The sequence below is a fragment of the Kluyvera sp. genome (genome assembly GCF_047971185.1).
GTDB lineage: Bacteria > Pseudomonadota > Gammaproteobacteria > Enterobacterales > Enterobacteriaceae > Kluyvera.
Genome location: NZ_JBKDZH010000031.1, coordinates 17,593 through 36,131, shown reverse-complemented (window position 1 = coordinate 36,131; position 18,539 = coordinate 17,593). Strand labels below are relative to the sequence as shown.

Sequence of the window (18,539 nt, the reverse complement as noted above, 5' to 3'; positions counted from 1 at the left end):
CTTCCGGCATGATGGCTGACTGGGCCAACGATGATAAGAAACTGCTGACCTGGCGTGAAGAAACCGGCAAAACCGCGTTCGAAACCGCTCCGCAGTATGAAGGCAAAATCGGCGAGCAGGAGTACTTTGATAAAGGCGTGCTGATGATCGCGATGGTGAAAGCGGGCGTTGAGCTGGCGTTCGAAACTATGGTGGATTCCGGCATCATCGAAGAATCCGCTTACTACGAATCACTGCACGAGCTGCCGCTGATCGCCAATACCATCGCCCGTAAGCGTCTGTACGAAATGAACGTGGTTATCTCCGATACCGCCGAATACGGTAACTACCTGTTCTCTTACGCTTGCGTACCGCTATTGAAAGAGTTCATGACTACGCTGCAGACCGGAGACCTGGGCAAAGCGATTGCCGAAGGCGCGGTAGACAACGCGCAGCTGCGCGACGTGAACGACGCCATTCGCGGCCATGCTATCGAGAAAGTGGGCCAGAAACTGCGTGGCTATATGACTGATATGAAACGTATTGCAGTAGCAGGCTAATAAAACCTCGTTATTATCCGGCCCGGTCAGCGCCTCGCTACCGGGCCGTTTTTTATCCGCGTTTTAACGCGACGACCGCATCTGATACCTCATCCTGCTGCCCTTCTGGCCCCGTCATCGTTCGTGAGACTTCCTCGCAAAACTGCACTTCCCAACCCGGCGGCAAACGGCCCAGAGAGACCAGAACTTCATGCGCGGTCAGGAATGGGCGGACGTGCTTTGACCAGCTCGGAACTTTGCCGTGCGAGGTGATAAGCAGCATGCCGCCTGGCGCAATGTGATCGAGTGCGGCGCGGAAGATCGTAACCCGATCGAACGCCAGAGGTGACTCGAGGAACGAGGCGACGATCAGGGAAAATTCCCCCTCCGGGAATGCCTGAGTGAGATCGCATTGCAGGAAGGTAATATCGACACCAGCACGTTCGGCGTTGGCGGCTGCATATTCAATCGCCCGATGCGAGAGGTCGACCGCCGTCACCTGCCATCCCTGCTTTGCAAGCCAGACCGCATCATCCCCACGTCCGCAGCCCAGTTCCAGCACTTTACCCGGCGCTAAACCTTCGATAAAGCGCACCAATATTTTGCCTGGAATGCCGTTGGAGAGCGGGGACATTGCATCATAATGCGATTCCCAGAATGCTTCTGGCTTTTGCTCAACGTCGTGCATAACCACCTCGTTTGTTGACGATGAATTTCATGTAATATTCAAAGTAACATAAGATGGTTTTTGATCAATGGTTTTGCTAAAAAATATAAATATTTATATTTATCATAATTATATGTTGTGTTTTTCATAAATTATAACGTTCGGCATTGCTTATTATTGCCTTAATGTAATATTGTAAGTTACATGAAAACAAACAACTCATTCTCAGCGACGCTGCACATCCTGCTGCATCTTGAGCAGATGGATAAACCCCTGACATCCGAACAGATGGCCGCCTTTATCGACGGTAATCCAGCATTCATCCGTAAACTGCTTGCCGGGCTCAGGGAAAACAACATTGTCTGTGCTACGAAAGGGCATCATGGTGGCTGGCGGCTGTGTCGTTCGGTCAGTGATATAACGCTTTACGACATCTACATGGCGCTCGGCGAACCGGCCCTGTTTGCACTGGGCAACCGCAGCGAAAACCCGCAGTGTCTGGTGGAGCAGGGGGTGAACCGGGTGATGTCAGAGACGCTCGCCGATGCGCAGACGTTGATCCTCGATCGCTTTAAACGCCTGACGCTGCAGGATATCGGCCGCGAATTTATCAGCTACTTCAACGACAAAGGCCACGACCATGATTGAAACCTTCACCACATGCCTGATGATTGCGATGGCGGCGAGCAGTATTTCGATGACGGTGACGCAGACGGAGCTGTTTGCCGCGTTTCGCGAATGGACGGCGAAAAAGAATGCGCTGATGGGGCATTTATTCCACTGCTTCTATTGCCTGAGCCATTGGGTGGTCTTTGGCGGGATGGCGGTATATCGCCCGGCGCTGCTGAACAGCGGCTTTGCGCTGATTGATTGGGTGATGACGGCGTTTATTGTCATTACCATTACGACGCTGATTAATGGCCTGATGTTTAAAGTGTTCCAGGCGGCAATCAGCACGCATGTGATGAAGCATAACGCCCAGCAGACGTTGCAATCGCAGAAATAAAAAACCCGGCGTCGCTTCGCTAATTACAGAGCACGCTGGTGCCCTCACCCCGGCCCTCTCCCACGGGGAGAGGGTGCAAACACTAAACGCCTTCTCCATGAGAAGGCGTTGCTGTTTATTTCCGGTACAGCACCTTAATGATGTGGTAACCGAACTGGGTGTGCAGCGGGCCGGTTGGCTCCAGCACCGGGCAGGAGAAGACCACTTTGTCGAACGCCGGCACCATCTGGCCCTGGCGGAATTCACCTAAGTCGCCGCCGCGTTTGCCCGACGGGCAGATGGAGTGTTTCTTCGCCAGCTTGCCGAAGTCGGCGCCGTTTTTAATCTGCTCCAGAAGATCCAGTGCCAGTTTCTCTTCTTTTACAAGGATATGCACTGCTGCTGCTGTTTTTGCCATGATCGTGCCTTCAAAAGGGAATATATAAGGCTGGCGATTTTAGCATGGCTTATCGGCGATATAGCACCTTGATGATGTGATAGCCGAATTTGGTTTTGACCGGTCCGTAAGGTTTCAGTAACGGGCAGCTGAATACGGCGGCATCAAATGGCCCCACCATCATTCCCTGTTTAAATTCGCCGAGGTCGCCGCCGTTACGCCCTGAAGGGCAGCGTGAGTAGCGTTTTGCCAGGTGATCGAAGCTGATGCCGCGCTCCAGCTTGCTGAGGATCTCCAGCGCCAGTTTTTCTTCTTTTACCAGGATGTGCAGGGCTGCCGCGCTCTTCGCCATAGGGTTATTCTCATCAAAGGATCTCTGCCGAACACTTTACCATTTGACGGGTAAATCTCAGCCTGACTTTCTGCTACAATCCACACCCCCGTGTTTACAGATTGAGCAATCCCCCTATGCGTTTGAACCCCGGACAACAACAAGCCGTCGAATTCGTCACCGGACCCTGCCTGGTGCTGGCGGGCGCGGGTTCCGGTAAGACTCGCGTGATCACTAACAAAATCGCCCACCTGATCCACGCCTGTGGCTATCAGGCGCGCCATATTGCCGCCGTGACCTTTACCAACAAGGCCGCGCGCGAGATGAAAGAGCGTGTCGCGCAAACGCTGGGGCGCAAAGAAGCGCGCGGGCTGATGATTTCAACCTTCCACACCCTGGGGCTGGATATCATCAAGCGCGAGTATGCGGCGCTGGGGATGAAGTCGAACTTCTCGCTGTTTGACGATACCGACCAGACCGCGCTGCTCAAGGAGCTGACCGAAGGGCTGATCGAAGACGATAAAGTGGTGTTCCAGCAGCTGATCTCGACGATCTCCAACTGGAAAAACGATCTGATGACCCCGGCGCAGGCGGCGGCCAGCGCGAAGGGCGAGCGGGATCGTATCTTCGCCCACTGCTACGGTCTGTACGATGCGCATATGAAGGCCTGCAACGTGCTGGACTTCGACGATCTGATCCTGCTGCCGACGCTGCTGCTGCAGCGTAATGAAGAAGTGCGCGAGCGCTGGCAGAACAAAATCCGCTACCTGCTGGTGGATGAATATCAGGATACCAACACCAGCCAGTACGAGCTGGTGAAGCTGCTGGTGGGTCAACGCGCACGCTTTACCGTGGTGGGTGACGATGACCAGTCCATCTACTCGTGGCGCGGTGCGCGTCCGCAAAACCTGGTGCTGCTGAGTCAGGATTTTCCGGCGTTACAGGTGATCAAGCTGGAGCAGAACTACCGCTCCTCCGGACGTATTCTGAAGGCGGCGAACATCCTGATTGCCAATAACCCGCACGTGTTTGAAAAGCGCCTGTTCTCTGAACTGGGCTACGGCCCGGAGCTGAAGGTACTCAGCGCCAATCATGAAGAGCACGAAGCCGAGCGCGTTACCGGTGAGCTGATTGCCCACCACTTCGTTAACAAGACGCAGTATAAGGACTACGCGATTCTGTATCGCGGCAACCACCAGTCGCGGGTGTTTGAAAAATTCCTGATGCAGAACCGCATCCCGTACAAAATCTCCGGCGGCACCTCGTTCTTCTCGCGTCCGGAGATTAAAGACCTGCTGGCTTACCTGCGGGTACTCAGCAACCCGGATGACGACAGCGCGTTCCTGCGCATCGTCAACACCCCGAAGCGTGAGATTGGCCCCGCGACGCTGCAAAAGCTCGGCGAATGGGCGATGACTCGCAACAAGAGCCTGTTCACCGCCAGCTTTGATATGGGCCTGAGCCAGACGCTCACCGGGCGCGGCTATGAATCGCTGACCCGCTTTACCCAGTGGCTGGGGGAAATTCAGCGGCTCGCGGAGCGCGAACCGATTGCCGCCGTGCGCGATCTCATTCACGGCATTGATTACGAGTCCTGGCTGTTTGAAACCTCGCCTAGCCCGAAAGCCGCTGAAATGCGCATGAAGAACGTCAACACGCTGTTTAGCTGGATGACAGAGATGCTGGAAGGCAGCGAGCTGGAAGAGCCAATGACCCTGACTCAGGTGGTCACTCGCTTCACGCTACGCGACATGATGGAGCGCGGCGAAAGCGAAGAAGAACTGGATCAGGTGCAGCTGATGACCCTGCACGCTTCCAAAGGGCTGGAGTTCCCGTACGTCTTCCTGGTAGGGATGGAAGAGGGGCTGCTGCCGCACCAGAGCAGCATCGACGAAGACAACGTCGATGAAGAGCGCCGTCTGGCCTACGTTGGCATTACCCGCGCGCAGAAAGAGCTGATTTTTACCCTCTGCAAGGAGCGCCGTCAGTACGGCGAGCTGGTGCGCCCGGAGCCAAGCCGCTTCCTGCTGGAACTGCCGCAGGATGATGTGATTTGGGAGCAGGAGCGGAAGGTGATTACCGCCGAAGAACGGATGCACAAAGGGCAGGCGAACGTCGCCAACATTCGTGAAATGCTGGCGAAGGCAAAAAAATCATAACGGAGTGGTGGTTGGCCGGATCGGCGAAGCGTCCTCCGGCAACCAGACGACGTTTAGCGAACTTCCAGCGGCCAGTGGATATAGCTTTGCCACTGGCACTCCTGATCGACCATCTCACGGCCAAGCGGGTGGTGCGCAAGCCAGCCTTCCGGCAGCGTCAGCGTCAGATTTTCACCGTCGGCGGCAAGCGTAATCGCGGGCAGGAGATCGTCACGGCGACGGCTGGCAAACAGAATCGCCAGACGCAGCAGGCGGCAAAGATGCTCGGCCACGCGCGGCGGTACGGCGTTCTGCTGGTGCAGCGTCGGCAGATCAACGGTATTGGTTTGGTTAAGCAGCAGGGTGGCGAGCAGCTTTTTCTGCGCGGGCGTAAAGCCCGGCAAATCGAGATTTCGCACCAGGTAGGCAGCGTGCTGCGGTGCCTGCTTGAAGTCAACGCTGAGGCCAATTTCATGCAGCGCGCAGGCGCTGAGCAGCAGCTCACGGCTTAACGGCTCTAGTTCCCAGCTGTTAGCAACCTGATCGACGAAGTTATCCGCAAGCTGTGCCACGCGGTTCGCCTGCTCAATGTCGACCATAAAGCGGCGCTGAATATTGCGCAGCGTACGGCTGCGAATGTCTTCATCGACCGCCAGATGCAGCATGCCGTAGACCAGCCCTTCGCGCAGCGCGCCGCCGGCCAGCGTCATGCACTGGATGTTCAGTTCGGTAAAAATGGCGATAAGAATGGCCAGCCCGCTGGGGAAAACCAGCGCGCGTTCCAGCGTTAACCCTTCAATTTCCAGCTCTTCCAGGCGGCCGCACTGAATGGCGCGCTGTTTAAGCTGCTGAAGCTTGGCGAGGGTGATACGTTCGTCCATCCCCTGCGCCATCATGATTTCCTGCAACGCCTGCACCGTACCGGACGCGCCGACGCAGACTTTCCAGCCGTGGTGGCGCAGCTCATCGGCGACCGGTTTAAGCACGTCACGCGCGGCGCGCTCGGCGGCATCGAAATGCTCCTGCGCCAGATTGCGATCGGTAAAGTAGCGCTCAAGCCAGGTGACGCAGCCCATCGACAGGCTGAACAGCGACGTGGTTTGCGCGCCGGTGCCGGTCACCAGCTCGGTGCTGGCCCCGCCGATATCGACGACTAAACGACGGTCATCGCCGCCGGTGGTGTGCGCGACGCCCTGATAAATCAGGCGCGCTTCTTCTTCGCCGCGGATCACCTGGACCGGACAGCCGAGGATTTCCTGCGCTTTCGCGATGAACTCATCGGCGTTTACGGCAAGACGCAGCGTCGCGGTGGCGACGATACGAATTTGCGTAGGGGGAATATCCTGCAACCGTTCGGCGAACAGACGCAGGCACTGCCAGCCCCGCTCCATGGCTTCCGTCGACAGGACGTTGTCCTGGCTCAGCCCGGCGGCCAGACGCACCTTACGCTTGATGCGGGTGAGCGTCTGGATGCTTCCCGCCACCTCGCGCACTATCAGCATATGAAAACTATTGGAACCGAGATCGATAGCTGCGTACAGCGAGGTAGCATTGTGCATAGCGTTTTTTAACCTGAACGACGGCGGTTGCGTGGCGCGCCCGAGCGGCGCGGGCCGTTACCCTGACGAACGCGCGTCAGGCGCAGCGGTTTCGGCAGCTCGGTTAACAGCGCATCCGGGTTGTACTTGCTGACCGGAATCGAGTGACCGGTATAGGTCTCAATCGCCGGCAGGTTCAGCGCATACTCTTCACAGGCCAGGCTGATTGAGTGGCCGCTGGCGCCCGCACGACCGGTACGACCGATACGGTGTACATAGTCTTCGCAGTCATCCGGCAGGTCGTAGTTAAAGACGTGCGTCACGGCAGGAATATGCAGGCCGCGCGCGGCAACGTCGGTAGCCACCAGGATATCGAGATCGCCACGGGTGAAATCTTCAAGGATACGCAGGCGTTTTTTCTGCGCCACGTCGCCGGTCAGCAGGCCTACGCGGTGACCATCGGCCGCCAGGTGGCCCCAGATGTCTTCACAGCGGTGCTTGGTGTTGGCGAAGATAATCGCGCGGTCAGGCCACTCTTCTTCCAGCAGCGTTTGCAGCAAACGCATTTTTTCTTCGTTGGAAGGGTAGAACAACTCTTCTTTAATACGGTGGCCGGTTTTCTGCTCTGGCTCGACTTCCACGTACTCGGCGTTGTTCATTTGCTCGAACGCCAGTTCGCGTACGCGGTAGGAGAGGGTGGCGGAGAACAGCATGTTCAGGCGCTGGGTGGCCGGCGGCATGCGGCGGAACAGCCAACGAATATCTTTAATAAAGCCGAGATCGTACATGCGATCGGCTTCGTCCAGTACCACCACCTGAATCGCGCCCAGGTTGATGTGGTTCTGTTTTGCGTAATCAATAAGACGGCCGGTGGTGCCGATCAGAATATCGACGCCGCTCTCCAGCACTTTCAGCTGCTTATCATAGCCGTCACCGCCGTAGGCCAGGCCCAGCTTCAGACCGGTCGCCTGAGCCAGCGGCTCCGCGTCGGCGTGAATCTGTACCGCCAGCTCACGGGTTGGCGCCATAATTAAGGCGCGCGGTTGGTTCACCTGGCGGTCAGACATTGCCGGGTGAGAAAGAAGATAATGAAACGTTGACGTCAGGAACGCCATCGTTTTCCCGGTACCGGTTTGCGCCTGTCCAGCCACATCACGTCCAGCAAGCGTCAGCGGCAAAGCCAGCGCCTGAATGGGCGTGCAATTATAAAACCCTTTAGTTTCAAGGGCTTCAACCACTTTAGGGTGCAGGGCGAAGTCGGAAAACTTCTGTTCAGTTAAATGTGTTTTGCTCATAGTGTGGTAGAATATCAGCTTACTATTGCATTAAGAAAGCGTATCCGGTGAAATAACGTCAACCTTTGTTGGCGAAGTCAACATCAACACCTCGTTGGTTAATGCTACACCAACACACCAGGCTTATTCCTGTGGAGTTAAATATGAGCGATAAAATTATTCACCTGACTGACGACAGTTTTGACACGGACGTACTCAAGGCTGACGGGCTGACACTCGTCGATTTCTGGGCAGAGTGGTGCGGTCCGTGCAAAATGATCGCCCCGATTCTGGATGAGATCGCCGAAGAGTATCAGGGTAAACTGACCGTTGCGAAACTGAACATCGATCAGAACCCGGGCACTGCACCGAAGTATGGCATCCGCGGTATCCCTACGCTGCTGCTGTTCAAGAACGGCGAAGTAGCTGCAACCAAAGTTGGCGCGCTGTCTAAAGGCCAGCTGAAAGAGTTCCTCGACGCTAACCTGGCGTAAGCAATTCGACTCGGGCGTTCAGTGTTCTTAAATTGAGCGGAACTCTGGACGCCCGGCTTTAGTCGTGCTAAGTTAAGTTTGACTTCGTTTTAAACATACCTTTGTTTGAATCTTGTTTGACCCAAACCTCCCGTCGCGTTTAGCCACGTCAGAGGTTGAAAAATTCCAGGCTTGTCACTCTTTCCGTCTTGTCGTTTCAGTCTCTGCGTACTTTCCTGTGACCAGGCAGCGAACAGACATGAGTTGATGGCCGTAAACAGGCACGGATGACCCTGCCATACCATTCACAAATTAAGTTCGAGATTTACCCCGAGTTTAAGAACCCACACCATTATGAATCTTACCGAATTAAAGAATACGCCGGTTTCTGAGCTGATCACTCTCGGCGAAAATATGGGGCTGGAAAACCAGGCCCGTATGCGCAAGCAGGACATTATTTTTGCCATCCTGAAGCAGCACGCGAAGAGTGGCGAAGATATCTTTGGCGACGGTGTGCTGGAGATACTGCAGGATGGATTTGGTTTCCTCCGCTCCGCAGACAGCTCCTACCTCGCCGGCCCTGATGATATCTACGTTTCCCCCAGCCAAATCCGTCGTTTCAACCTCCGCACTGGTGACACCATCTCTGGTAAGATTCGTCCTCCGAAAGAGGGTGAGCGTTACTTTGCGCTGTTGAAAGTTAATGAAGTTAACTACGACAAGCCGGAAAACTCGCGCAACAAGATCCTGTTCGAGAACTTAACCCCGCTGCACGCAAACTCTCGTCTGCGTATGGAACGTGGTAACGGTTCTACCGAAGACTTGACCGCTCGCGTGCTGGATCTGGCCTCGCCGATCGGCCGCGGCCAGCGTGGTCTGATTGTGGCACCGCCGAAAGCCGGTAAAACCATGCTGCTGCAGAACATCGCGCAGAGCATCGCCTACAATCACCCGGACTGCGTGCTGATGGTTCTGCTCATCGACGAACGTCCGGAAGAAGTGACCGAGATGCAGCGTCTGGTGAAAGGTGAAGTGGTTGCTTCCACCTTCGACGAACCGGCATCCCGTCACGTTCAGGTTGCGGAAATGGTGATCGAGAAGGCGAAGCGTCTGGTTGAACACAAGAAAGACGTTATCATCCTGCTCGACTCCATCACCCGTCTGGCGCGTGCCTACAACACCGTGGTACCGGCTTCCGGTAAAGTCCTGACCGGTGGTGTGGACGCCAACGCCCTGCACCGTCCGAAGCGTTTCTTCGGCGCTGCGCGTAACGTGGAGGAGGGCGGCAGCCTGACCATCATCGCGACCGCGCTGATCGATACCGGCTCTTAAATGGATGAAGTTATCTACGAAGAGTTTAATGGTACCGGCAACATGGAACTGCACCTCTCTCGTAAGATTGCGGAAAAACGCGTCTTCCCGGCTATCGACTACAACCGTTCCGGTACCCGTAAAGAAGAGCTGCTCACCACGCCTGAAGAGCTGCAGAAAATGTGGATCCTGCGCAAAATCATCCATCCGATGGGTGAAATCGATGCGATGGAGTTCCTCATTAATAAGCTGGCCATGACCAAGACCAACGACGATTTCTTCGACATGATGAAACGTTCGTAAAACGCGGTTTTCGCCGACAAACGCCACACAATTGTGTGGCGTTTTTGTTTTTAGGAGTTTCGCCGATAGGGCATCGCTATTTTTTCGCGGACAATCGCGGTTTACAGCTACAATAATAGCTAGTTTGCAAAATCGGTTATAAATCAGGCGAGTTTCCCCAATAATCATCAGCCTTCCTCTTCTGATGAGTAGCTATCGTGGGTATACTTTCGCTATTAATATTCGCAGCGAGTATAAATTGTGAGTTTACTGACCGTCGGTACTGACTTAACCAGTATTTTTTTGTTCACCACCGTATTTCTTTTTTTCGCCCGCAGGGTGGCGAAAAAGATCGGTTTGGTGGATAGACCTAATTTTCGTAAACGTCACCAGGGGCTTATCCCGCTTGTGGGCGGCATCTCTGTGTACGCAGGGATTTGCTTAACTTTTGCGATGGCCAATTACTACATCCCTAATGCGTACCTTTACCTGGCCTGTGCTGGCGTCCTGGTGCTGATTGGCGCGCTGGACGACCGTTATGACATCAGCGTTAAGATCCGTGCGACTATTCAGGCGCTGATTGGCATTGTGATGATGACGGCCGGGGGCCTTTACCTGCGCAGCCTGGGCTATATTTTCGGTTCGTGGGAGCTGGTGCTCGGCCCGTTTGGCTTCTTCCTGACGCTGTTTGCCGTCTGGGCAATTATCAACGCATTTAATATGGTTGACGGTATCGACGGCCTGCTCGGCGGCCTGTCGAGCGTCAGCTTTGGCGCGATTGGTCTCATCCTGTGGTTTGACGGGCAGGCCAGCCTCGCCATGTGGTGTTTTGCCATGATTGCCGCCATCCTGCCTTACATTATGCTCAACCTGGGCGTGCTGGGGCGTCGCTATAAAGTGTTTATGGGCGATGCCGGCAGTACGCTGATTGGCTTCACGGTTATCTGGATCCTGCTGGAAACTACCCAGGGGACGCATCATCCGATTAGCCCGGTTACCGCGCTGTGGATTGTCGCTATTCCGCTCATGGACATGGTGGCCATCATGTACCGCCGTCTGCGTAAGGGCATGAGCCCGTTCTCCGCGGACCGTCAGCACATTCACCACCTGATCATGCGTGCTGGCTTCACCTCCCGTCAGGCGCTGGTGATTATTACCGTCGCCGCCGCGCTGCTTGCCGGCATCGGCGTCGCTGCCGAATACACCCGCATTGTACCCGAGTGGGTCATGCTCATCCTGTTCCTGATGGCTTTTGGTCTTTACGGCTATTGTATTAAGCGAGCCTGGAAAGTGGCGCGTTTTATTAAGCGCATGAAGCGCAGAATGCGCCGTAACAGTGATAAAAATCCAAAATTAACCAAGTAAAACTGGGGTAGTAATGACACAACCATTACCGGAAGCACGGTTATCAAGTGCGGAGAATGAACTGGATATTCGTGGCCTGTTTCGCGCGTTGTGGTCGGGGAAACACTGGATTATCGGCCTTGCGGTGCTGTTTGCCGCCGTGGTGCTGATTTATACCTTTTTCGCCCGACAGGAATGGAGCTCTACGGCGATCACCGACCGGCCAACGGTCAACATGTTAGGCGGTTATTATTCACAGCAGCAGTTCCTGCGCAACCTGGACGTAAAGGTTAACCCAACCACCACCACCCCGCCGTCGGTGATGGATGAAGTTTACAAAGAGTTCGTCATGCAGCTCGCGTCCTGGGACACCCGCCGTGATTTCTGGTCGCAGACGGACTACTACAAACAGCGGATGGTGGGTAACTCCCGCGCCGATGCCGCGCTGCTGGATGAACTGATTAACGACATTCAGTTCCTCCCTGGCGATGCGCAAAAAAACGTGAGCGACAGCGTCAAGCTCAACGCAGAAACCGCCCCGGACGCCAATAACCTGCTGCGTCAGTACGTGGCGTTTGCCAGCGAACGCGCTGCCGGGCATCTGAATGATGAGCTGAAAGGCGCGTGGGCCGCGCGCACCATTCAGGTCAAAGCGCAGGTGAAGCGTCAGGAAGAGGTCGCTCAGGCCATCTTCAATCGCCGTCTGCACAGCATTGAAGCGGCGCTGAAAATTGCGCAGCAGAACAATATCACCCGCAGCGTAACGGACGTGCCGGCGGAAGAACTACCGGACTCCGAGCTTTCTTTACTGGGGCGTCCGATGCTGCAGGCACGGCTGGAAAACCTGCAGGCCGTCGGGCCCGCCTTCGACCTGGAGTACGACCAGGCGCGCGCGATGCTGACGACCCTCAACGTGGGGCCGACGCTGGCGAAGAGTTTTCAGGCTTATCGATATTTGCGCACGCCGGAGGAACCGGTAAAACGCTCAAGCCCACGCCGCGTATTCCTGATGGTGATGTGGGGCATTGTCGGCGGATTGATTGGTGCTGGGGTAGCACTGGCGCGTCGCCGCACGCAGTAAATACCCATCAATGATGAAGGGTCTATGGCCCGGTTCATCTATAGAAGAGAATCGATGTGAAAGTTCTGACTGTATTTGGCACGCGTCCGGAGGCGATCAAAATGGCGCCTCTGGTCCATGCGCTAGCAAAGGATCCTCATTTTGAGGCAAAAGTATGCGTCACCGCACAGCATAGGGAAATGCTTGATCAGGTGCTACACCTCTTCTCCATCGTTCCGGATTATGACCTCAACATCATGAGTCCAGGGCAGGGTTTAACCGAAATAACCTGCCGTATTCTGCAGGGGTTGAAGCCCGTTCTGGAATCGTTTAAACCGGACGTCGTGTTAGTGCATGGCGATACGACGACCACCGCCGCCGCAAGCCTGGCGGCCTTTTATCAGCGCATTCCCGTTGGCCATGTGGAAGCGGGGCTGCGCACCGGCGATCTGTACTCGCCGTGGCCGGAAGAAGCGAACCGTACGCTCACCGGGCACCTGGCGATGTATCACTTCGCGCCGACTGAAACCTCGCGCCAGAATCTGCTGCGAGAGAATCTGTCGGATAAGCGCATTTTCGTCACCGGCAACACGGTGATTGATGCGTTGTTCTGGGTACGCGATCGGGTGATGAACGACGAGCGGCTGCGTGCTGACCTCGCCCAGCGCTACCCGTTCCTGAGCAGCGACAAAAAGATGATTCTGGTTACCGGCCACCGCCGCGAGAGCTTTGGCCAGGGCTTTGAACAAATTTGTCACGCGCTGGCCGAAATCGCCGCGACCAACCCGGACGTGCAGATTGTCTATCCGGTGCATCTGAACCCGAACGTCAGCGAACCGGTGAACCGCATTCTGGGCCATATCGACAACGTGATGCTGATTGAGCCGCAGGACTATCTGCCGTTTGTCTGGCTGATGAACCACGCGTGGCTGATCCTGACCGACTCGGGCGGTATTCAGGAAGAAGCGCCCGCGCTGGGCAAGCCGGTACTGGTGATGCGCGATACCACCGAGCGCCCGGAGGCCGTCGATGCCGGTACGGTGCGGCTGGTGGGAACGGATAGCCAACGCATTGTGGATGACGTCACGCGCCTGCTGCGCGATGACGAAGAATATCAAAGGATGAGCCGGGCCCATAACCCTTACGGGGATGGCCGGGCATGCGAACGTATTTTGGCAGCATTAAAAAATAATCAGGTAACGTTATGAGTTTCTCTACCCTCTCGGTGATCGGTCTGGGCTATATCGGCCTTCCTACAGCGGCGGCGTTTGCCTCACGGCAAAAGCAGGTGGTGGGTGTCGATATCAATCAACACGCGGTGGATACCATCAACCGCGGTGAAATTCATATTGTCGAACCCGATCTCGACAGGGTGGTGAAAACGGCGGTGGCGGGCGGCTATCTGCGGGCGACCACCACGCCGGAAGCGGCGGATGCCTACCTGATCGCCGTGCCGACGCCGTTTAAAGGCGATCATGAGCCGGATATGGTGTATGTCGAAGCGGCGGCGCGTTCCATTGCGCCGGTGCTGAAAAAAGGCGCGCTGGTGATCCTCGAATCCACCTCGCCGGTCGGCGCGACCGAACAGATGGCCGGCTGGCTGGCCGAGATGCGCCCGGACCTGACCTTCCCGCAGCAGGCGGGTGAACAGGCGGATGTCAACATCGCCTACTGCCCGGAGCGCGTGCTGCCGGGGCAGGTGATGGTTGAGCTGATTAAGAACGACCGCGTCATTGGCGGCATGACGCCGGTGTGCTCCGCGCGCGCCAGCGAGCTGTACAACATTTTCCTCGAAGGCGAGTGCGTGGTGACCAACGCCCGCACCGCCGAAATGTGCAAGCTGACGGAAAACAGCTTCCGCGACGTTAACATCGCGTTTGCCAACGAACTGTCGCTGATCTGTGCCGATCAGGGGATTAACGTCTGGGAACTGATTCGTCTGGCGAACCGTCATCCGCGCGTCAATATTCTCCAGCCAGGCCCGGGCGTGGGCGGTCACTGTATCGCCGTCGACCCGTGGTTTATCGTGGCGCAGAACCCGGAACAGGCGCGCCTGATCCGCACCGCGCGCGAAGTGAACGACCACAAACCGTTCTGGGTGATCGACAAGGTGAAAGCCAACGTCGCCGACTGCCTGGCCGCCAGCGACAAACGCGCCAGCGAGCTGAAAATCGCCTGCTTCGGGCTGGCGTTTAAACCGAATATTGATGACCTGCGTGAAAGCCCGGCGATGGAGATCGCCGAGCTGATCGCCCAGTGGCACAGCGGTGAAACGCTGGTGGTTGAGCCAAATATTCATCAGCTGCCGAAAAAGCTCGACGGCCTGTGCTCGCTGGTATCGCTCGAGACGGCGCTGGCCAGCGCGGATGTGATCGTCATGCTGGTGGATCACGCACAGTTTAAGGCTATCAGCGGCGACGCGGTTGCCCAGCAGTTCATCGTGGATACCAAAGGAGTCTGGCGTTGAAACGTATTCTGGTTACCGGCGGCGCGGGCTTCATTGGCTCCGCCGTGGTGCGTCACATTATCAACCACACTGACGACAGCGTGGTGGTGGTCGACAAACTCACCTACGCCGGTAACCTGGCGTCTTTAGCGCCGGTGGCGGGCGATGACCGCTTTGCCTTCGAGCAGGTGGATATCTGCGATCGTCCGGCGCTGAACCGCGTTTTTGAACAGTATCGCCCGGACGTGGTGATGCACCTGGCGGCGGAGAGCCATGTCGACCGTTCTATCGACGGCCCGGCGGCGTTTATCGAAACCAATATCGTGGGCACCTACACGCTGCTGGAGGCCGCTCGCGCGTGGTGGTCGACGCTGGATGATGCGGGCAAAGCGGCATTCCGCTTCCACCATATTTCAACCGACGAAGTGTATGGCGACCTGCATTCGACGGACGATTTCTTTACCGAAACCACGCCGTATGCGCCAAGCAGCCCGTATTCCGCGTCGAAGGCCAGCAGCGATCATCTGGTGCGCGCCTGGCTGCGTACCTACGGCCTGCCGACGCTTATCACCAACTGTTCCAACAACTACGGCCCGTACCACTTCCCGGAAAAACTGATCCCGCTGACCATCCTCAACGCGCTGGCGGGTAAACCGCTGCCGGTGTACGGCAACGGCCAGCAGATCCGCGACTGGCTGTACGTCGATGACCACGCCCGCGCACTTTATCTCGTCGCAACCAAAGGCGGTATTGGCGAAACCTACAACATCGGCGGCCATAACGAGCGTAAAAATATCGAGGTGGTCGAGATCATCTGTACGCTGCTGGAAGAGCTGGTACCGCAAAAGCCGCAGGGCCTTGCGCATTACCATGACCTGATTACCTTTGTCGCCGACCGCCCCGGCCACGATTTACGCTACGCCATCGACGCGGCGAAAATCGCCCGCGAGCTGGGCTGGACGCCAGCAGAGACGTTTGAAAGCGGCATGCGTAAAACGGTGCAGTGGTACCTCGCTAACGAAAGCTGGTGGAAGCAGGTACAGGACGGCAGCTACCAGGGTGAGCGTTTGGGTCTGAAGGGTTAATCTCCCGGAGGAGGAAAGCAAATGAAAGGCATTATTCTGGCTGGCGGATCGGGCACGCGCCTGCATCCGATCACCCGCGGCGTGTCGAAACAGCTGCTGCCGATTTACGATAAGCCGATGATCTACTATCCGCTGTCGGTGCTGATGCTGGCGGGGATCCGCGACATTTTGATCATCACCACCCCGGAAGACAAAAGCTACTTCCAGCGCCTGCTGGGTGACGGCAGCGAATTTGGTATTTCGCTACAGTACGCCGAGCAGCCAAGCCCGGACGGGCTGGCGCAGGCGTTTATCATTGGCGAAACCTTCCTCAACGGCGAGCCGTCGTGCCTGGTGCTGGGCGATAACATCTTCTTCGGCCAGGGCTTTAGCCCGAAACTGCGCCATGTCGCGGCACGCAGCGAAGGGGCGACGGTGTTTGGCTATCAGGTGATGGACCCGGAACGTTTCGGGGTGGTGGAGTTTGATGACAACTTCCAGGCGCTGTCGCTGGAAGAAAAACCGAAACAGCCGAAATCGAACTGGGCGGTGACCGGACTCTATTTCTACGACAATAACGTGGTGGAATACGCGAAGCGGGTGAAGCCCTCCGAGCGCGGCGAGCTGGAAATCACCTCTATCAACCAGATGTATCTTGACGACGGTAAGCTGACCGTTGAGCTGCTGGGGCGCGGTTTTGCCTGGCTGGATACCGGCACCCACGACAGCCTGATTGAAGCGAGCATGTTTGTGCAGACGGTCGAAAAACGTCAGGGCTTTAAAATCGCCTGTCTGGAAGAGATTGCCTGGCGTAACGGCTGGCTCGACGACGAAGGCGTGAAGCGCGCCGCCGCCGGGCTGGCGAAAACCGGCTACGGCCAATATCTGCTGGAGTTGCTCCGTGCCCGTCCACGCCAATATTGAGCCCCTGACGTGGGAAAATCAGTTTTTTGGCGTCAATAGCGCCATCGTCCGCTTTGCCGACGATGCGCCATTGCTGACCGCTGAACGGCTGGCGGGCTGGTCGCGCGTACAGGCGAAGATTGCCGCGCACCAGGTCGCGCAGCTGGATGCGCTTCAGGCGCTGGGCTTTCAGCTGGTGGAGGGCGAGGTCGATCTGGCGCTGCCCGTCACGTCGGTGGATTGCCCGCAGGCGCAGGTGGCTATCGAGTCGGATATCCCGGCATTACGCGCGCTGGCAGCACAGGCCTTTGCGTTAAGCCGCTTTCGCGCGCCGTGGTATGCGCCCGACGCCAGCGGTCGTTTCTATGCGCAGTGGATAGAAAACGCGGTCAAAGGCACTTTCGATAACCAGTGCCTGGTATTCCGTGACGAGCATGGCGCTATCCGCGCGTTTGTTTCCCTACGAGAACTCAGCGCCTCCGACGCGCGCATCGGCCTGCTGGCCGGACGCGGCGCGGGCGCACAACTGATGCAGGCTGCGATACGCTGGGCGTATACTCGCGGCCTAACGACGCTACGGGTGGCGACGCAAGCCGGCAATACCGCAGCACTTCAACGCTATATTCACAGCGGCGCTAACGTCGTCAGCACCGCGTACTGGCTATACAGGTGACACCATGATCCCATTTAACGCCCCACCGGTAGTGGGTACCGAACTCGATTACATGCAGTCCGCGATGGGCAGCGGCAAGCTGTGCGGCGACGGCGGCTTCACCCGTCGCTGCCAGCAGTGGATGGAACAGCGCTTCGGCAGCGCCAAAGTTCTGCTGACCCCGTCCTGCACCGCGTCGCTGGAGATGGCGGCGATCCTGCTGGATATCCAGCCGGGCGACGAAGTGATCATGCCGAGCTATACCTTTGTCTCCACCGCCAATGCCTTCGTGCTGCGCGGGGCGAAAATTGTCTTTGTCGACGTGCATAAAGAGACGATGAACATCGACGAAACGCGGATTGAAGCGGCAATCACCGATAAAACCCGCGCTATCGTGCCGGTGCACTACGCGGGCGTGGCCTGTGAAATGGACACCATCATGGCGCTGGCGAAGAAATACAACCTGTTCGTGGTGGAAGACGCCGCACAGGGCGTGATGTCGACCTACAAAGGCCGCGCGCTGGGCTCTATCGGCCACATTGGCTGCTTCAGCTTCCACGAAACCAAAAACTACACGGCGGGTGGCGAAGGCGGCGCAACGCTGATTAACGATCGCGCGCTGGTCGAGCGGGCGGAAATCATCCGCGAAAAAGGCACCAACCGCAGCCAGTTTTTCCGCGGGCTGGTGGATAAGTACACCTGGCGCGATATCGGTTCCAGCTACCTGATGTCCGATTTGCAGGCCGCCTATCTGTGGGCGCAACTGGAGGCCGCCGACCGTATTAATCAACAGCGTCTCTCGCTGTGGCAGAACTACTACAACGCATTGCAGCCGCTGGCCGAAGCCGGGCGTATTGACTTGCCGGTTATTCCGGAAGGCTGCGGCCATAACGCGCATATGTTTTACATCAAGCTGCGCGACGTTGAAGACCGTAGCGCGCTGATAAGCTGGCTGAAAGAGGCCGAGATTCTGGCGGTGTTCCACTACATTCCGCTGCACTCTTGCCCGGCGGGCGAGAAATTTGGCGAGTTCCACGGCGAAGACCGCTTTACGACCAAAGAAAGTGAGCGTTTACTGCGCTTGCCGCTGTTCTACAACCTGTCGACGGTCGATCAGCGTACGGTGATTAACACGCTGCTGAGCTATTTCGCCTGA

The 18,539-nt window shown here is 56.8% G+C and carries 17 protein-coding genes and 2 pseudogenes; 14 read left to right on the top strand and 5 right to left on the bottom strand.

What is annotated here, in order from left to right:
- Positions 1-539 (top strand): annotated as a pseudogene (locus ACK5JN_RS07580) (ketol-acid reductoisomerase); the annotation flags it as partial.
- Between the two features lie 52 nt (positions 540-591).
- Here ACK5JN_RS07580 and ACK5JN_RS07575 read toward each other — a convergent pair.
- Entirely contained in the window at positions 592-1,152 is a 561-nt protein-coding gene (locus ACK5JN_RS07575) for a class I SAM-dependent methyltransferase (protein WP_416869592.1), read from the bottom strand.
- Between the two features lie 237 nt (positions 1,153-1,389).
- Here ACK5JN_RS07575 and ACK5JN_RS07570 point away from each other — a divergent pair, with 237 nt between their 5' ends.
- Together ACK5JN_RS07570 and ACK5JN_RS07565 are read left to right on the top strand one after the other, a co-directional pair.
- Positions 1,390-1,833 carry an RrF2 family transcriptional regulator gene (locus ACK5JN_RS07570; RefSeq protein ID WP_416869591.1) on the top strand — a complete coding sequence of 148 codons (444 nt, stop codon included), beginning with the start codon at positions 1,390-1,392 and terminating at the stop codon, positions 1,831-1,833.
- Positions 1,826-2,191, top strand: a complete 366-nt coding sequence (locus ACK5JN_RS07565) for a DUF1360 domain-containing protein (protein ID WP_416869590.1) — start codon at positions 1,826-1,828, stop codon at positions 2,189-2,191. Before ACK5JN_RS07570 ends, ACK5JN_RS07565 begins: the two co-directional genes overlap by 8 nt.
- 115 nt (positions 2,192-2,306) lie before the next feature.
- Here ACK5JN_RS07565 and ppiC (ACK5JN_RS07560) read toward each other — a convergent pair whose 3' ends face one another.
- Together ppiC (ACK5JN_RS07560) and ppiC (ACK5JN_RS07555) are read right to left on the bottom strand one after the other, a co-directional pair.
- Positions 2,307-2,588 (bottom strand): peptidylprolyl isomerase PpiC, encoded by a 282-nt coding sequence (gene ppiC / locus ACK5JN_RS07560; protein ID WP_023309650.1) that lies wholly within the window; start codon positions 2,586-2,588, stop codon positions 2,307-2,309.
- A 49-nt stretch (positions 2,589-2,637) separates the two neighbouring features.
- Complete coding sequence (gene ppiC, locus ACK5JN_RS07555; RefSeq protein ID WP_061381061.1) at positions 2,638-2,919, bottom strand: peptidylprolyl isomerase PpiC; 282 nt, start codon at positions 2,917-2,919, stop codon at positions 2,638-2,640.
- Between the two features lie 116 nt (positions 2,920-3,035).
- On the opposite strand from ppiC (ACK5JN_RS07555), the gene rep reads away from it, so the two are divergent.
- Positions 3,036-5,057 (top strand): DNA helicase Rep, encoded by a 2,022-nt coding sequence (rep, locus tag ACK5JN_RS07550; protein WP_416869589.1) that lies wholly within the window; start codon positions 3,036-3,038, stop codon positions 5,055-5,057.
- A gap of 53 nt (positions 5,058-5,110) precedes the next feature.
- Here rep and gppA read toward each other — a convergent pair whose 3' ends face one another.
- The gene (gppA, locus tag ACK5JN_RS07545) at positions 5,111-6,595 is read right to left on the bottom strand and encodes a guanosine-5'-triphosphate,3'-diphosphate diphosphatase (protein ID WP_416869588.1); all 1,485 of its coding nucleotides are present in this window, start codon (positions 6,593-6,595) and stop codon (positions 5,111-5,113) included.
- 8 nt (positions 6,596-6,603) lie between these two features.
- Positions 6,604-7,869, bottom strand: coding sequence for an ATP-dependent RNA helicase RhlB (gene rhlB / locus ACK5JN_RS07540; protein WP_416869587.1), 1,266 nt, complete (start codon positions 7,867-7,869; stop codon positions 6,604-6,606).
- A 143-nt stretch (positions 7,870-8,012) separates the two neighbouring features.
- Here rhlB and trxA point away from each other — a divergent pair, with 143 nt between their 5' ends.
- The 10 genes and pseudogenes from trxA to rffA all read left to right on the top strand — a co-directional run bounded on the left by trxA (position 8,013) and on the right by rffA (position 18,539).
- Complete coding sequence (gene trxA, locus ACK5JN_RS07535) at positions 8,013-8,342, top strand: thioredoxin TrxA (RefSeq protein ID WP_002883224.1); 330 nt, start codon at positions 8,013-8,015, stop codon at positions 8,340-8,342.
- Positions 8,343-8,675: 333 nt separating this feature from the next.
- Positions 8,676-9,935 (top strand): annotated as a pseudogene (gene rho, locus ACK5JN_RS07530) (transcription termination factor Rho).
- 240 nt (positions 9,936-10,175) lie between these two features.
- On the top strand, positions 10,176-11,279 hold the full coding sequence (gene wecA / locus ACK5JN_RS07525) for a UDP-N-acetylglucosamine--undecaprenyl-phosphate N-acetylglucosaminephosphotransferase (protein WP_416869586.1): 1,104 nt from the start codon (positions 10,176-10,178) through the stop codon (positions 11,277-11,279).
- 13 nt (positions 11,280-11,292) lie between these two features.
- The gene (gene wzzE / locus ACK5JN_RS07520) at positions 11,293-12,339 is read left to right on the top strand and encodes an ECA polysaccharide chain length modulation protein (RefSeq protein WP_416869585.1); all 1,047 of its coding nucleotides are present in this window, start codon (positions 11,293-11,295) and stop codon (positions 12,337-12,339) included.
- Between the two features lie 56 nt (positions 12,340-12,395).
- Positions 12,396-13,526, top strand: a complete 1,131-nt coding sequence (gene wecB, locus ACK5JN_RS07515) for a non-hydrolyzing UDP-N-acetylglucosamine 2-epimerase (RefSeq protein WP_416869584.1) — start codon at positions 12,396-12,398, stop codon at positions 13,524-13,526.
- Positions 13,523-14,785: a UDP-N-acetyl-D-mannosamine dehydrogenase gene (wecC, locus tag ACK5JN_RS07510; RefSeq protein WP_416869583.1), complete on the top strand. Its 1,263-nt coding sequence runs from the start codon at positions 13,523-13,525 to the stop codon at positions 14,783-14,785. Before wecB ends, wecC begins: the two co-directional genes overlap by 4 nt.
- Complete coding sequence (rffG, locus tag ACK5JN_RS07505) at positions 14,782-15,849, top strand: dTDP-glucose 4,6-dehydratase (protein WP_416869582.1); 1,068 nt, start codon at positions 14,782-14,784, stop codon at positions 15,847-15,849. The genes wecC and rffG overlap by 4 nt, the downstream gene beginning before the upstream one ends.
- A 21-nt stretch (positions 15,850-15,870) precedes the next feature.
- Positions 15,871-16,752, top strand: a complete 882-nt coding sequence (gene rfbA, locus ACK5JN_RS07500) for a glucose-1-phosphate thymidylyltransferase RfbA (protein ID WP_416869581.1) — start codon at positions 15,871-15,873, stop codon at positions 16,750-16,752.
- Positions 16,730-17,404: a dTDP-4-amino-4,6-dideoxy-D-galactose acyltransferase gene (gene rffC / locus ACK5JN_RS07495; protein ID WP_416869580.1), complete on the top strand. Its 675-nt coding sequence runs from the start codon at positions 16,730-16,732 to the stop codon at positions 17,402-17,404. Before rfbA ends, rffC begins: the two co-directional genes overlap by 23 nt.
- Positions 17,405-17,408: 4 nt before the next feature.
- Positions 17,409-18,539: a dTDP-4-amino-4,6-dideoxygalactose transaminase gene (gene rffA, locus ACK5JN_RS07490; protein ID WP_416869579.1), complete on the top strand. Its 1,131-nt coding sequence runs from the start codon at positions 17,409-17,411 to the stop codon at positions 18,537-18,539.